The organism is Pseudoalteromonas sp. bablab_jr011 (assembly GCF_016464045.1).
GTDB classification, from domain to species: Bacteria; Pseudomonadota; Gammaproteobacteria; order Enterobacterales; family Alteromonadaceae; genus Pseudoalteromonas; species Pseudoalteromonas lipolytica.
This window is the reverse complement of the sequence record NZ_JACDWU010000200.1, coordinates 1-15520: the sequence shown is the minus strand read 5'-3', so window position 1 is coordinate 15520 and position 15520 is coordinate 1. Positions and strand designations below refer to the sequence as shown.

Annotated in this window: 8 protein-coding genes; 7 read left to right on the top strand and 1 reads right to left on the bottom strand. The window is 41.9% G+C overall.

Annotation, left to right across the window (positions count from 1 at the left end):
- The first annotated feature begins 33 nt into the window (after positions 1-33).
- Positions 34-11310, top strand: a complete 11277-nt coding sequence (locus JIG41_RS12040; protein WP_199524821.1) for an Ig-like domain-containing protein — start codon at positions 34-36, stop codon at positions 11308-11310.
- A 7-nt stretch (positions 11311-11317) separates the two neighbouring features.
- Positions 11318-12010, top strand: coding sequence for a hypothetical protein (locus JIG41_RS12035; RefSeq protein WP_199524820.1), 693 nt, complete (start codon positions 11318-11320; stop codon positions 12008-12010).
- Between the two features lie 160 nt (positions 12011-12170).
- On the opposite strand, the gene JIG41_RS12030 is transcribed toward JIG41_RS12035, so the two are convergent.
- Entirely contained in the window at positions 12171-12389 is a 219-nt protein-coding gene (locus tag JIG41_RS12030; protein ID WP_199524819.1) for a hypothetical protein, read from the bottom strand.
- 19 nt (positions 12390-12408) lie between these two features.
- On the opposite strand from JIG41_RS12030, the gene JIG41_RS12025 reads away from it, so the two are divergent.
- The 5 genes from JIG41_RS12025 to JIG41_RS12005 all read left to right on the top strand — a co-directional run bounded on the left by JIG41_RS12025 (position 12409) and on the right by JIG41_RS12005 (position 15186).
- Positions 12409-13266: an RHS repeat-associated core domain-containing protein gene (locus tag JIG41_RS12025; RefSeq protein ID WP_199524818.1), complete on the top strand. Its 858-nt coding sequence runs from the start codon at positions 12409-12411 to the stop codon at positions 13264-13266.
- A 2-nt stretch (positions 13267-13268) separates the two neighbouring features.
- Positions 13269-13760, top strand: coding sequence for a hypothetical protein (locus tag JIG41_RS12020; RefSeq protein ID WP_199524817.1), 492 nt, complete (start codon positions 13269-13271; stop codon positions 13758-13760).
- Positions 13761-13821: 61 nt separating this feature from the next.
- A complete protein-coding gene (locus JIG41_RS12015; protein WP_199524816.1) occupies positions 13822-13986 on the top strand; it encodes an RHS repeat domain-containing protein in 165 nt (54 codons plus the stop codon).
- Between the two features lie 330 nt (positions 13987-14316).
- A complete protein-coding gene (locus JIG41_RS12010) occupies positions 14317-14748 on the top strand; it encodes a hypothetical protein (RefSeq protein ID WP_199524815.1) in 432 nt (143 codons plus the stop codon).
- Complete coding sequence (locus tag JIG41_RS12005) at positions 14749-15186, top strand: hypothetical protein (protein ID WP_199524814.1); 438 nt, start codon at positions 14749-14751, stop codon at positions 15184-15186.
- The last annotated feature ends 334 nt before the right edge of the window (positions 15187-15520 follow it).

The window sequence follows — 15520 nt, the reverse complement described above, 5'->3', positions numbered from 1 at the left end:
CAAAGTTCCCTTAAGTATATTTTTGGGAACGATATGATATTACAGCCTCGATTTTTTTTATCCACGCTTTTACTTTTTGTCGCTAGCGCAGGTTTTGCTGCTAACAATGATTTTTGTGAAATTTACCCGCTTACCTTACCTCATGATCTGATCAAAAATGAAGTGCCCTATTCTCACGAAAAGGTACCATTAGGTCGTGGGAATGGTAACTATAGTTGGTTAACATGGAGTGGTGATAATAACGCGAAGTCTTTAGCGGAAGGATTTATTTCTCCTGGAACGAGTGATAGCTATATCAACCCGTACGATAGTTCAGATAACTTGGTTGAAGTTGGTGATTGGGTTCAAGGAGTACCCGGTGTCAAAAATTCAAAAGAGCTCAATACAAACCTGAGCAAATTGATTGGTAAAGACATAATAGTCCCATTCTGGATAGAAAATGATGCCTTTGGTGCGAATTTCAATTATCGCATACAGGAATTTGGTGTTGTTGAGTTAACTGATTATCGCTTAGGTGGAAAGGGGTGGATAACGTTCAACTTTAAGGGATTCACTACCTGCTACAACGTTGCCCCTGTTGCGAATGATACACTTATAACCACTCAAGAAGACACGACTATAACATTCACAGCTCTGGCTAGTGATGAAGACAATGACCCTCTAGTTTACACTAAATTAAGCTTGCCTAAATATGGTCAATTGACAGGCGAAGGTCCTGAATACACTTATACCCCAAATATAAACTTTGTTGGTACAGACCAATTTACCTTTAGCGTAAATGACGGTGAAGAAGATTCAAACACTGCAACCATAACAATTACAGTCACGCCGGTAAACGACGCGCCGATCGCATTTGCACAAACACTTACGACGGCTGAAGACAGCCCACTTTTAATAACTCTTTCGGGCGCAGATGTGGATGGCGATGTTATCTCGATTGGGCAATTTACAAGTTCTAGCAATGGGGTTATTTCAGGCGAACCACCAACTGTTACTTACACACCAAATCCGAACTTCTTTGGCAATGATGAATTTACCTTCACTGTGTCGGATGGGGATTTAGAATCTGAACCGGCTTTAGTCCGAATTAATGTAACCCCAGTAAATGATGCACCAGTTGCTGAAAATGAAAATTGGGAGACTCTTGAGAACACGGTTCTATTAGCAAAATTAGCAGCATTAGATCCAGAAGCGGATGTACTAAGTTTCGAGATTGTTACTCAACCAAATAATGGTATAGCTGTATTAGCAGGTAACCAATTCACATATAGTCCGAATGCAGGATATTTTGGCCCAGATAAGTTTACCTTTGTTGCCAGAGATCAGGAGCTTACTTCTAATTTAGGGCAAATAACGATTAATGTAATTGAGGCTAATAAGCCTCCAGTGATCACCAGTACACCTCCTTTGAATGTTATAACGGGTACGCCCTATTTATATGACGTTGAGGCGCAAGACCCAAATACGGTAGATGAACTTAAATTCTCACTTCAAAGTGCTCCAAAGCAAGCCGATATTAATCCATTAGATGGCAAGTTAGCTTGGAACCCCAGTGCAGAATATTTGTCTTCGTTATCATCATTCAACCCATATTGTGCTACCTCGCAGCAATTAGATAATGCTGAAAACGTATTTTCAGACGTGGCAGTTGTAATTGACGAATCAGGTTCCATGAGCGGTGAGCATGGCTGGGTTGCTGAATTAATACCATTATTAGATGCTCATTTACGTTCAAACAAAATCGGTGATGGTAACGATATAAACAATTACGGTTTAGTCGGTTTTGGAAGTGGAACAGTTGCTCCAAGGCAAATTGACATTGAAGGGCAGTCATTTGGAAGTTCAACTGCTTTTGTTGAGGCTAGCGATAAACTTATACTAAATGGTGGAACAGAAGATGGTTGGGCAGGGCTAGACTTTGCTTTGAATTATCCACTGCGAGAAAGTTCGTCTCGAAACTTTATTTTAGTTTCGGATGAGGATCGCGATAACTGGGATCAGACACTATCGTATGAAAATTTGAAACAAAGCCTATCTGCTAAGAGTGTTATTTTAAATGTTGTTGTTAATGCAACATTTTTGTGTGGAGATGGCACGACGATAGCATTGGGTATGGGTCAAAACCAAATTGGTTATGTCGCTGATGGTAGCGGTGGCTATAAGCTGTGTGAAAATGTCAAAATTAGAAGTAAATCTGGCACTACAGATAAAGATTATATTGATTTAGCGCTATCGCTTGGCGGTGCAGCATGGGATTTGAACGTATTACGCTCGGGTGGTTTGAGTGCGCAGTCATTTTCAAGTGCATTTGTTGCTATAAAAGTACAGGAGATTAAGAAACAGTTCGAGAGTATTCCGCAAGCTGATGTTGCTATTACTTCAGTACAAGCGCTGGCTGAACAAGTAAAAATCACTGTTACAAACCGAAGCAGTCTAGATATCGATGAGCCAATTATATTAACGGTACGCGATAACAATCAACAATTGGCTCAAACTGAAATTGACCGCTTATCACATGGGCAAAGTGTAAATATCACATTACCACTGTTAAGCAAACCAACTTCAGATTTAACAGCTCGAATAGATTTGACATCCGATAAAATTAAAGAGTGTAGTACTGAGAACAATTCGGTTAAGTCTGCGCTATTCGATGTCGTTGTAAGAGATAAAGCGGGATTGTCAGATAGCCAAATATTTTCTATTACTGTTACCGATTCAAATGATGCACCAAAAATAGTGTCATCCGCAATTACATCAGCATCAGTCGATGTTTTTTATTCATACCAGCTAAAGGTTGAAGATCCTGATATTGGGGATGGACATCAGTTTACGCTTGTTGAGGGGCCCACTGGTATGTCGCTGGATGCGATTAGTGGCGTACTCGATTTTAAGGCAAATTACTCTCAAGTTGGGAGTCATCGAGTTGCTGTTAGAGTTTCTGATATTGCTGGTGCTACAGATCTGCAAGAGTTTGAACTAATAGTTGATGGCTCTTATGTGCCGCCAAAATTTACTTCAAAACCAAGTATTCGCGCAATTCAGAGTGAGCTGTATCAATACCAAGCAATGTCGAAGTATGACTCAAGCGCTAGCATTTCTTATCGTGTGTTTAGTGGACCTGAAGGGCTAAAAATTGACTCGCAGTCAGGATTAGTAACTTGGCAAGTACCGAGCGCTATCAAAGGGCAAAGATTTCATGTGATATTGCAGGTACAAGATAGCTTAGGTAACTACGATATACAGTCCTATGAACTAACTGGAGACATACCGCCTTCAGCGCCAAACATTATTGAGCATTCTCTTTCGCTGGCTAATGACCTAAGCTCATTTTCGCATACTTTTACAGCGTTAGATGCGAACACTGTTGAAATCAAAAACTGGGAGCTTGAGCTTGCTCCTGAATCTGCACGTATCAATCCTGAATCTGGGAGCTTTATTTGGAATCCCGTAAAAAATAGCTATCCTGGCCATTTATCCAGTTTTAACAACCAGTGTATTAGTGAAGATTCACCTTTGCACAATCTTGAACATAAAGTATTAAGTACTTCTCGGTATATAAGTTTGAATCAACCTTTAGTTGCGCCTTTGTTTGATTCTAACCAAGATGGGCTTTTAAACAAGCAAGATAAGAAAGCAATAGTGGGTATCACAACTAGCCGCTATATATATGCTATAGATGCAATTTCTGGTGAAGAAATATGGCGTCGAACAGACCTTTCTGCCCATCGTTATGTAGTTGGTGCACTTATAAACTTGGATGGTGATACAAATACGGAATTTGTGTTCATCCAAGAAAATACAGGCTCTATGATTGCATTAAATTCAGATGGGACTACTCGGTGGATAAGCGATGTCGCAGCAGTTGATGTTCATTATAGTTATTATAACTACTCATCTATCCATACTGCAGATATTGACTCAGATGGTGAGCCAGAGATCATCTTTGGACCGAGTGTTTATAATGCTCAAGGGAAAAGGCTTTGGAGTTTCACTCAGCCAAGTAATCGAAGTCCTTATCAATCGGCTCAAGGGAACACACTTGTAATAGATATAGATAATGATGGCACATTTGAACTAGTACACTTTAATGAAGTTCGTGATGCAAGCGGAAATTTACTTTGGAATACATCAAAAAGTGAAAGCACGAATGTTTTATACAAAGCTTTTTATGCTACGGGTAATTTTGACAACGATTTATTTCCTGAACTTGTCGTAAATGAATATCGGTCTAATGGTCGTTGGCTTAATTTAATAGATGACGATGGAACACTAATTTGGAGCAAAAAAGTCACTTACGCAGGGTCTTTAAATATAGGTGATTTCACTCGAGACGGTAATCTCGAAATATATTCACCTAGTAACAATACCTTGTATGCAGGTCTCGATGGCTCAAACTTATGGGCGGCAAATGAAAAGGGAAACAACGTTGGGGCAACTATTGTAGACCTTGATTTGGATGGATATTTCGACATACTTCGATATCACAGCGATGGAAAAATGTATGTTTACAATGGTTACACAGGTGAGCTTTCAGCAAAGAATACAAAAGGTTATGCTACACAATCATTAAACGGATCGCCTGTTTTTGTTGATGTAGATAACGATGGTGAAGGTGAGTTGGTGGTTAGTGGGAATCAAGTCGTAGTGCTTGAATCAAGGAACGAAAAATGGCCAAGCGCACACTCTAACTACAGTTACCTGCAGCAAAGTGAAGGAACTGTTTCTGAGAATATACAACCGACCATGTTGGCATCTAGCACCTTTGATATTTCGAGTTTAGTAGCAAATGATGTATTAGCTAGTGGACGTATGTTCGACTTAGTTGCTACTGACATTTCTGCGAGACCATCAAATGGAAAGATAGCAATCCGTTTTGGTGTTACAAACAGAGGTACTTTGCCTTCAACTGAGGGAGTTAAAGTTAAGCTATATGCTGATACATTAGTAAATCAAAACGTACTGAAAGAGTTAGCTATACCTTCGTTAGGTGTAAACAAATCTTACAATGGTTTTCTTACTCTTGATGATCCAAGCTTAATGGGAAAAGAGCTTATCATCAAAATAGACGAGGTTAATGCTTATGAATGTGCCTTTGAAAACAATATAGCATCTGCAAAAGTTGCTCGGATTAGTGTAACAGATATCGATGGGCTAAGTGATACCAAAAGTTGGGCTCTTGGGAGTCGTGAGCGCAATCTAACGCCTATTATTGATTCTACTCCGAATCGTACCGCAGTCGTTGGGCAAACATATACCTATAAAATGAATGCGAGTGATCCAAATACATCTGATTTTGTCATGTATTACATCAATCAGGGGCCAGCTGGTGTTTCTTTGGATTCATTAACGGGCGAAGTTACTTGGACACCTAAGCCGCATCAAGTAGGAAGCCAATACATTCATATTAGTGCATTTGATCTTGCCTATGGTACAAAAGCACAAGCTTTTTATATTAATGTCACTGCATCAATTGATACTAACCAACTACCTGTAATTACAACAGAGCCTGTATTATTAGCCTCTGTAGGATACCCTTATTACTACAATGTAGATGCAACCGACAGCGCAGACGATATTTTTAAATTTAGCTTAACCTCTGCTCCAGAGGGAATGAGCATCAATAGTTTGTCAGGCGAGATCACATGGAACCCTCAGGTAGCCGATTTAGGGCAAGTCGAAGTTGCGTTAAAAGTTACAGACCTAGCTGGTGGCAACGATACTCAAACATTTACACTTAACACTCGTACTAACGCGCCACCAACCATAACGTCGCAGCCGCAAAATGAAGTAATTCAAGGCGCTACGTATTTATATAATGTCACAGCGACCGACCCTGACGGAGATAATGTTACCTATAGCCTTGTCAGTGCGCCGCAGGGAATGATGGTCAATTCATCCACGGGCGCTATCAGTTGGCCAACCACATCAGTCGAGCTTGGTGAATATGCAGTTAAAGTGAATGCAACTGATATCTTTGGTGCCTACTCACAGCAAAGTTTTGCTCTGAGAGTCGTTGAGCAGAAAGGAGGCAACGCTGCTCCTACAATCACTTCAACGCCGCAAGGGCAAGCTCAGTATGGTGTTGAATATAGCTATGATGTTGATGCACAAGATACAGATGGTGACTCATTAAGTTATCTACTAGTGACTTCACCTGAAGGGATGAATATTAATTTTGAGTCTGGGTTGATCACATGGGTACCTCAACTATCAGACTCTGGCTCACAAGAAGTCAGTGTGCGCGTTGAAGACGGCCGGGGCGGTTATGCAACCCAATCATTCATATTGAATGTTAGTGATGGCACGGCAACTAACACATTACCTGTTATTAGCTCAACGCCAGGGACGATTGCCCGTGCAACCTACCTTTACCAATATCATGTTGAGGCGACAGACGCTGAAGGCGATGCACTCACTTATACCTTGGAACAAGCCCCTGAAGGCATGAGCATTAATGATACCGGTGTAATTTCTTGGCAGCCAGATGCTAACCAGCAAGCTGCTGTGCGCGTACGAGTTAGTGATGGCCAAGGATATGTAGAGCAGGGATGGACTATCACAGTTAATAGTGCGGATACTGTGCTTGATGCAACTGTTAGTGCAACACCAGGCTTTGCTGATGAAGGCGAACTAGTCACCATTAAAATAATCCCTACTAATGCCATCGCACCTGTTACTGTGGCATTAGAGGTTGACGGGCAAGTTGTTGTTACAGATTCAACATACAGTGCGCAAATTACCGCTTCTGGCCTGGGTGAACATGCAATTAAAGCTACCGTGACAGATGCATATGCAAATATTGAAGTAACGGCAAGCTTTTATGTTAAAGATCCAAGTGACATTGACCCTCCATCCTTAGCGATTATTTCTCCAACTAATAACGCGGTGGTATCTGAACCTATAGATGTCGTTATTAGTGTTGAAGATACCAATCTAGCAAATTGGCGGTTAGTGTATTTTGAGCGTGGTACTGAAGACAGCAACCCAATTGAGCTGGCAAGTGGCCAACAGAATGTTCAGCAACAGGCTGTAGCAACCTTTGACCCAACAATGCTCAATAACGGCTTATATACGCTGGTGCTTGAGGCGCAAGACGCATCAGGGCGGTTGTCGCAAGAAAGCGCCAACATCGCTGTTGAGGGTGACCTAAAAGTGGGTAACTTCTCCATCACCTTTGAAGATGTGAACATTGCCGTTGCGGGAATGCCCATTGGCGTGACGCGAACGTATGATACGCGCGATAAGCATAAAAATTTAGATTTCGGTTACGGTTGGCGAGTTGATTACCAGAATATCCGTATTCAGGAATCTCGCACTCTTGGTAAAGGCTGGGGGCTGAACGAATATCGTTCTGGTTTCTTCAGTAACTGGTGTGTGGAACCCAATGGCGACCCAATTGTCACTATCACTTTACCCGATGGGCGAATCGAGAAGTTTAAAGCTAAGGCAAACCCGCATTGTAATCAAATAATCCCTATTCAAGACGTAACCTTAGAATTTGAGGCGATAGACGGCACAACTTCTACGCTGACGCAAAAAAGTTATGGTTTGTTGCGTGTGTATGCGGGTGACTTAGTTGATTTAGGTGACCCAGGCAACCCAGTTGATCCAACTCAGTACCAATTAGTAACAGTCGATGGTTATACCTTTGACCTAAACGAAGGCTTTACTATTGAGCGTATTACTACGCCAACAGGCCACACGCTGACCTATACCAAAAATGGTATTATTCACAGCGGCGGGATGAGCATCACTTTCGAGCGCGATGCCAATGACCGCATAAAAAAAATACTGTTGCCAGATAACACCAGTATTAGTTACGAATATGATGAAAATGGCGATTTAATCGTCCACAAAGATCAATTGCAACAAGGTACAGAGTTTACTTACAACAAAAGCCATGGCTTGCTCGATATTATTGCTGCAAATGGCGTTCGAATTGTGCGTAATGAATACGATGAACAAGGTCGTCTTGTTGCGCAAATTGATGCCGATGGCAACCGCCTTGAGTTTACGCACGAGCTTGATGCGAATCGCCAGCTTATTAAAGACCGCCGTGGCAATACCCAAATCCTGACCTACGACAGCATGGGTAATGTGCTCACGCAAACCAATGCGCTAGGTGAAACCATCACCCGTACCTATGACGGTGACCAAAACGTCTTATCAATGACCGATGGTGAGGGTAATACCTTGGCCTGGACATACGATGGTAATCGTAACAAGCTGAGTGAAACCAATGCATTAAACCATACGGTTAACTTCAGCTACGGTAATTTCAACAGGTTGCTGACGGAAGCTGATCCTGATGGTGTTCGTTTACTCATCAACGAGTACACTCTTGATGGCAATATTTCGAAGAGTACCAACGCGCTCGGTGAGGTTTCTAATTTTATCTACAATGCATCTTTGGGTGAACTTGCATCCTTATCTGACGATATAGGTACACAAGCCGCCTTTACCTATAAAAAATATGGTGATGCCTTTTATATTGGCAGCAAAACTGATGCTGATGGCGTGGTGACTCAGTACCAGCGTGATGCAATGGGCCGTGAGCTGAGCGAAACTATGACGCGCACCCTCGCCAATGGCACAGCCGAATCGCTAGTCACTCAGTATGAATATGATGACAAAGGCCGATTAGTTAAAATCATCGACCCTATGGGGCATGAAACCCTCATTGAGTACGATGTATTCGATAACGAAACGGCGATGGTTGATGAGTTAGGTCGCCGTACCGAGATGGATTACGACACCCGTGGTAACCACACGCAAACGCGTTATCCTGATGGTACGCTTACCACCAAAACATACGATGCTGAAAGCAACCTGATTAGCGAAACCGACCGCAATGGCGCAAAGACACAGTATGAATACGATGCAGCCAATCGCTTGGTTAAAACCACTTACCCAGATGCATCAACTATGCACCAAGAGTACGACAAAGCCGGGCGCATGGTAGCTGCAATTGACAGCCGTGGTGAGAGAACTGAATATACATATGATGCCGCTGGTCAGCAGATTGCGATAAAAGATGCCCTCGGGCAAACCTCGAGTTATGAATACGACAAACGGGGTAATCGCATCGCCATGATTGATGCCCTTTCTAACCGTTATGAATATGACTATGACTTAGCAGACAGGCTAATCAAAACCACCTTCCCAGATAGCACCGTTAGCACGACGACCTACGATGCCCGAGGTCGCAGAGCCTCACAAACAGACCAAGCAGGTATTATCACCCGTTACCACTATGATGGCTCAGGCCGTTTAACGAAGGTAGAAGATGTTGAGGGTAACCCGACCACTTACACTTACGATGAATTAGGCAACAAGCTCACGCAAACAGATGCGCTGGGCCGCACTACAAGCTGGGCGTATGATAAACGTGGTAATGTACTTAGCCGTACTTTGCCCCTTGGTCAAGTGGAGCGATTTACCTATGATGAAGTGGGTAACCAAATTACCCATACCAACTTTAACAGTGAACTGACTCGTTATGAATACGATACCAATAACCGCTTAGTAAAAGTGATTTACTCACAAGCTGATGTAGAAACCTATACTTACGACAATAATGGTAACCGTACTCAAGCCTCTGGCCGACAAGGAACATGGCAGTACAAGTATGATGCGCAAAACCGCTTGATAAAAGAAACCAAGCCAAGCGGTGAAGTGTTGGCATACAGCTATGACAACAACAGCAACAAAGTGCAAACGGTTATCACCTATCAAGATGGGCAAACGCGCACTGAAAGCGCAGATTACGATGCGCTCAATCGCTTAATCTCGGTAGCCGTAGATGGCGTGATGCAAGCAAGCTATGGTTATGACGATAATGGTAATCGCACCTCGCAAATTAACGCTAACGGCACCAGCACCACCTATGAGTACGATGTGCTTAATCGCCTCACCAAGGTGCAACATTACAATGCCCAAGGTGCGTTAATTGAAGCGTTTACCTACACACTGGATGACACAGGCCGTCGCACTAAGTTAGAGCAAAGCACAGGCAGAACCTCAGATTATGGCTACGACAACCGCTATCGTCTGATTTCTGAAAGTGTCACTGATGCACTACAAGGCAACTACCTCGCACGCTTTACCTATGATGATGTGGGCAACCGCCTAACACAAACCATCAATGGTGAAACAACCAGCTATGTGTATGACGACAACGACCGTATCAGCAGCGAGAGCAGCGGGACGCAAAACACCACCTACAGCTACGATGACAATGGCAATACCCTAGCTAAAACCGTCAATAATGCGCAGGTGCAGTATGTGTACGATATTCGTAACCGCATGATATCGCTCGATGCCACAGCAGTAGGTGGTGGTAAGGCTGACTATCAATACAATATTGATGGCATTCGTATTGCGAAAACCCTCAATGGGCAGGCAACGCATTATCTGGTTGATAACAACCGTGATTATGCACAAGTGATTGCTGAGAGTAACGACCTTGGCGCACGCCTCAAAACCTACCTTTATGGTGATGACTTACTCAGTCAAACCCTTACTACCAATGCAAGCCAGAATACCACCAATACCTATCACTACGACGGCCTAGGCTCAACGCGCTTACTTAGCGACGACTCAGGCACACAAAGCGACAGCTATACCTATGCCGCCTTTGGTGAGCTGCTTAATCAAACTGGCACCACGGAGAATAACTTTTTATTCACTGGTGAGCAGTTTGATGGCGACCTAGACCAGTACTACTTGCGTGCGCGTTATTACGACCAGAGTATAGGGCGGTTTACTCAGCAAGATGAGTGGATGGGGAAATCGTGCACTCCTATTACGTTGAACAAATACTTATATGCCCACTCTGAACCGACTAATGGAATAGACCCAAGCGGTAACATGTTCATAGGTTTTGGTCTTGCAGATTTTGGCTTATCAAGCTTTGTGAGAGTCTGGGGAAATGGCTATAAAGCCAAAAAAAGATATGAAACATATCAGAATATTAGACGAAGTCTATGTAAAGCGGGGAGCCTAGTACGTCAATATGGTAAAAGTAACAAACATCATGCTCGTCCAAAATATATGGATGGTCCGGACGTGAGGGGTAATTTGGTTGATGTAGCTGAACATCTACATAGGCGTTTGCATTGGCTGGTGAGAATTTTACATAGACTGAATGGGCTAAATGTTTATTCTGGTAAAACTTATAAGGCCTTATCGAATAGTGACAAAGATTTTGCATTGCTAATTTTATATGAAACATCTTTGGCAATGGATGTTGCATGTGCCACGGTTAGGGGTTACAAGCCAATTGCACCAATTGTTAAACGGTACCTATAGATAAAATATGAAAAACTATTCAAATGATTTTAGAGACTTACTACTTAGTCATTACTTTCTAGGAGATGACTTACTTATTGAGCACCTCGAATACACTGATTCAGGGTTTCCTAGAGCATGGTTTGAAGCACTGACAAATGGGGCTGCTAGGTTTATATTGTTTAAGCACGCTTCAGACTGGCACTGCGGCTATAAATTGAGTGAGCAAGCATCAATGGTAAATGATTGGAACTCAGTATTTGGACAACCGAGGTCGACTGGAAACACGTACTCAGAGTTTGATAAAGAAATTGTTTTAGACCCAAAACTTGTCAGTTATTGGCAGCAACCTTTCATTATGATCAGAGAAAATGGCAAATTTATGGCTGAAATAATGCCTGGTGTGCCTATGATTCTAGCCAGCGTCAATGATATTGATTATGGCAAACTAAGAAGCCTTGTCCCGTTACCAACCCCTGCAGTTGGCAGCCTCTATGGCAAAAAATACAACCGACCATTAAAGCGTTTTGCAAAAAAGTGTGAACAAGCTGGAGTTTTAAAAATAGTGATTGATGGAGCTGGGTTTGTTGTATATGGCTCAGGGGAAGATATGAGGCTGTTCTTAGAGTTGCTGTTACCTGATGGTTGGTTAGAGAGTCAATTTGAGGCAGATGAACTGGCTAGCATCATAGATACTCTCACACCAAATGTGATTAATTAATCAAGACAGTCACCTTAAAAAAAGAAAAAAGTTCATGACTTTTTTCTTTAGTTTGTTCGTAAAAGCGCTCGCTTGTGTGCTCAATGTGGTTAAAGCAAACGGTTAATTCACCTGAAATATCTGCTTTTACTAATTTTAGGTATAAGCTGGTCAAAGAGGGTTAGCTCTTTATCAAATCAGCTGTGGTCTGCAAGTTAAGCAAACAAGGCTTTGCTGATACTTTATTAAGGCCGCTTCGTCGCTTTCGATGCATATGGTTGGTGTAGTCGGTGACAGCAAGCTCTTTGCCAATGGCTGCTTTGAAAGCTTTGGTGAGTGATGTTGTGAGTGTAAGCCAATTTCCAGGATTGATATCTAATCGCTCTAGTATGGGTAGCATTATATAAATTTTAGGGTGAGTGTCCTGTTTAGCTCCTAGCGACGACTCAGGCACACAAAGCGACAGCTATACTTACACCGCCTTTGGTGAGCTGCTCAATCAAACGGGCACCACGGAGAATAGCTTTTTATTCACCGGTGAGCAGTTTGATGGCGACCTAGACCAGTACTACCTGCGTGCACGTTATTACGACCAGAGTGTAGGGCGGTTTACTCAGCAAGATGAGTGGTTGGGGAATGGTTATTACCCTTATAGTTTAAACAAGTATACCTATGCAAATTCGGATGCAACTAATTGGATTGACCCTTCAGGGCATTATGGTTTAGCTAGTCTTAATGTTTCCAGCAATATGAGAAATACACTGATTTCTCAGACTATACCTAATTATTCTCGCTATATAACGAGAGCGATGTGGGGAGAGGTCAAAGACTATGTAAAAGACCAAGCTGTAGAGCAAGTATTTGGTGTTGTTGGTGAATTTGTTCTTACTAATATGGTACAAGCTGTTGATGATGTGGCTGAAAGAGGGCAATCGGCTCAATCTTTTGGTTCAAGTGCTCATAAAAACCTAAAAGACCGCATTGCGGAAACCTCTTCACAGTTGAATCGTCAACTTAAGAAATACAATGTTAGGCTTGAAGCCGAAGTGTTCTTTTTTGATGCAGGTAAAAGGACTAATGATGGAATTGGCGATAAAAGAGATAAAGGGTCAATGGGGCTTGATGTAATACTGACTAATACTAATACTGGTAAAGTAGTTTTAGCTTTTGATTTAAAAACAGGTAAAGCGGGGACTTCTAAAAGTAAGTTGCCTGGTTATAAGAAAAGACATAATAATGCTCCCATCATCGATGTATTTATAAACAGGAGAAAATAGTAGTGACTAATAATAAAGCCTTGATACAGTGTGCTTATGATTGTGGCTTTACTGAAAGTCTCAATAGATTAGGTTTCATACTTGGACCAGACAAATTTTGGTTTTATCGAATAAGAGGAGACTATATAGACTTGGTTATGTTTTGGCTTCTTTCTAACAAAAAATTTATGACAGTTCCTGTTGACTGCCAAAAGCTTGCGTTAATTCCTGGATACCAAGAGGAAAAATTCCCTTCTAATTTTATAAAGGGCTTTGGGCAGGTTTCTGGATATTTTATTGATGAAGAGGAAATTTGTTTTGGGAGTTGGGGCTGGGATGTTAGAGACACATGTTCAATAGAAAAAGCATTGAATGATATTTTGATCGTGATAGAAAACTCGGCCGAGCCTTGGTTTCAAAGCATAACAGATGATCAGAAGATGTTTAATAGTTACTCCTTGGCTTTCAGAGAATCAGAATCTGGGACTAAATTAAAAGAAAAATTAGACTTTTGAAAGGATAGTTAATCAGGACACCCACTTTAATCTACGCCAAGAGTACGATAAAGCCGGGCGTATGGTGGCAACTGTTGATGGCAGAGGCAACCTCACTGAGTATCGCTACGATGCCGCTGGCCAGCAAATAGAAGTCAAAGACGCGCATGGGCAAGTTACCCGTTATGAATACGACAAACGGGGTAATCGCATTGCGATGGTGGATGCATTGTTGCACTATTATTAATCAGGACACCCACTCTTATCACCTAATACGATGGCCTTGGCTGAACGCGTTTACTGAGCGACGACTCAGGCACACATAGCGACAGCTATACCTACTCCGCCTTTGGTGAGCTACTCAACCAAACGGGCACCACGGAGAATAACTTTTTATTCACCGGTGAGCAGTTTGATGGCGACCTAGACCAGTACTACTTGCGTGCGCGTTGACCAGAGTATTGGACGGTTTACGCAGCAAGATGAGTGGATGGGCTGCAAGTTTAATATATTAAGTCTAAATAAATTTTTGTATACAGAAGCAGATCCAGTTAACAAGTTAGATCCGAGTGGTTATATGTCTATAGCATCTGTTAGTCCTACCCTCAATGTTATGTCTACACTGAGGCTTTCGACGGCTATTAGATATACTGGATATTTAGTAGGTACGGCTGGTGCTATCTATCTAGTTGAGAAAAGATATGCCGAAAATTTATGGATGATGGCAGAGTCTGCATCAAGTCCTTTTGTACAATCGGAAAATGACAGAGTTGCCTATGAAGGCAACAGGCGGCAGTATAAGAATAGATGCCAAGAGCAGTACCCAGGAGGAGGCTCGCAGTGTGATAAATGGGAGTGGGAGCTAAGAAGAAATCGCGATTGTGCTGATTTGAGAGAGGAATTTAGTAAACGCTGGTTCGGAGGTGCTGATGAGAATCATCAAAATGCGATTAATGAATATAGAAAAGCAGCGGACAAATTGCAAAAAAAAAGTAGAAAGGTTTTGTAGATGACGGAACAGTATAGACAGTTAAAAAGGGCCTTTGCTTCTAGAGTCCGTCCAGCGCACTTTACAAATTATAATCATTGCGAAGAGTGCTTGGAACACGAAAGAACCTTACAACATAGAGATAACGAATCACTATCATTTAATGATGTAGGAATTATTACGTATTCGCCTATTAGTTTTATTAATCTAGAAGGTTTTTTATATTTTCTGCCTGGCCTAGCGCGACTTGCCAGTGCTAAAGGGGAATATTACTTTTTAGACACATTTTTGATCCACTTAGATAATGAAGAGCGGCGAAAGTCTTTAAATGCTGATGAAAGGAGAGCTTTACTCAGATACTTATTATATTTGAGAGGAAGCATATTCGATGATATCGCACGCAATTTAGATGAAGAAAGTTTAGATGAACTAATTTTTTGGTTAGAGAAGGAGAATTAACAGGATTGAGGTGTGTGATTCATGGACATCATTTCAATATACTTGGTGTCTATGAACAGAGAAATTCAACAACGGCTTACCTGGATTAAGCTGTATGAAGACACCCACGCGGCATTAAATACCTTGTCCATAGCGGGTTTAACTAGGTAGGTTTGACCTATTGTTCATCTTTATATTTACTATTATTAATCAGGACATATATGGACGCTCCCTTGAAGTCAAGACGAGCTAATGTATAAACATCAAAATTGATGCCTTTATTTTATTATCATGTATCTCATATCACAGTAATGATGCGTCACAAGCTTGCTGAAAAGCAAAGGTACTGACATAT

What these genes read in the sequence shown, in the direction of transcription:
- JIG41_RS12010 (WP_199524815.1), top strand. Translation starts at nt 14,317, where the DNA reads ATGTCTATAGCATCTGTTAGTCCTACCCTCAATGTTATGTCTACACTG.
- JIG41_RS12030 (WP_199524819.1), bottom strand. Translation starts at nt 12,389, where the DNA reads ATGCTACCCATACTAGAGCGATTAGATATCAATCCTGGAAATTGGCTT.
- JIG41_RS12005 (WP_199524814.1), top strand. Translation starts at nt 14,749, where the DNA reads ATGACGGAACAGTATAGACAGTTAAAAAGGGCCTTTGCTTCTAGAGTC.
- JIG41_RS12035 (WP_199524820.1), top strand. Translation starts at nt 11,318, where the DNA reads ATGAAAAACTATTCAAATGATTTTAGAGACTTACTACTTAGTCATTAC.
- JIG41_RS12040 (WP_199524821.1), top strand. Translation starts at nt 34, where the DNA reads ATGATATTACAGCCTCGATTTTTTTTATCCACGCTTTTACTTTTTGTC.
- JIG41_RS12015 (WP_199524816.1), top strand. Translation starts at nt 13,822, where the DNA reads ATGGTGGCAACTGTTGATGGCAGAGGCAACCTCACTGAGTATCGCTAC.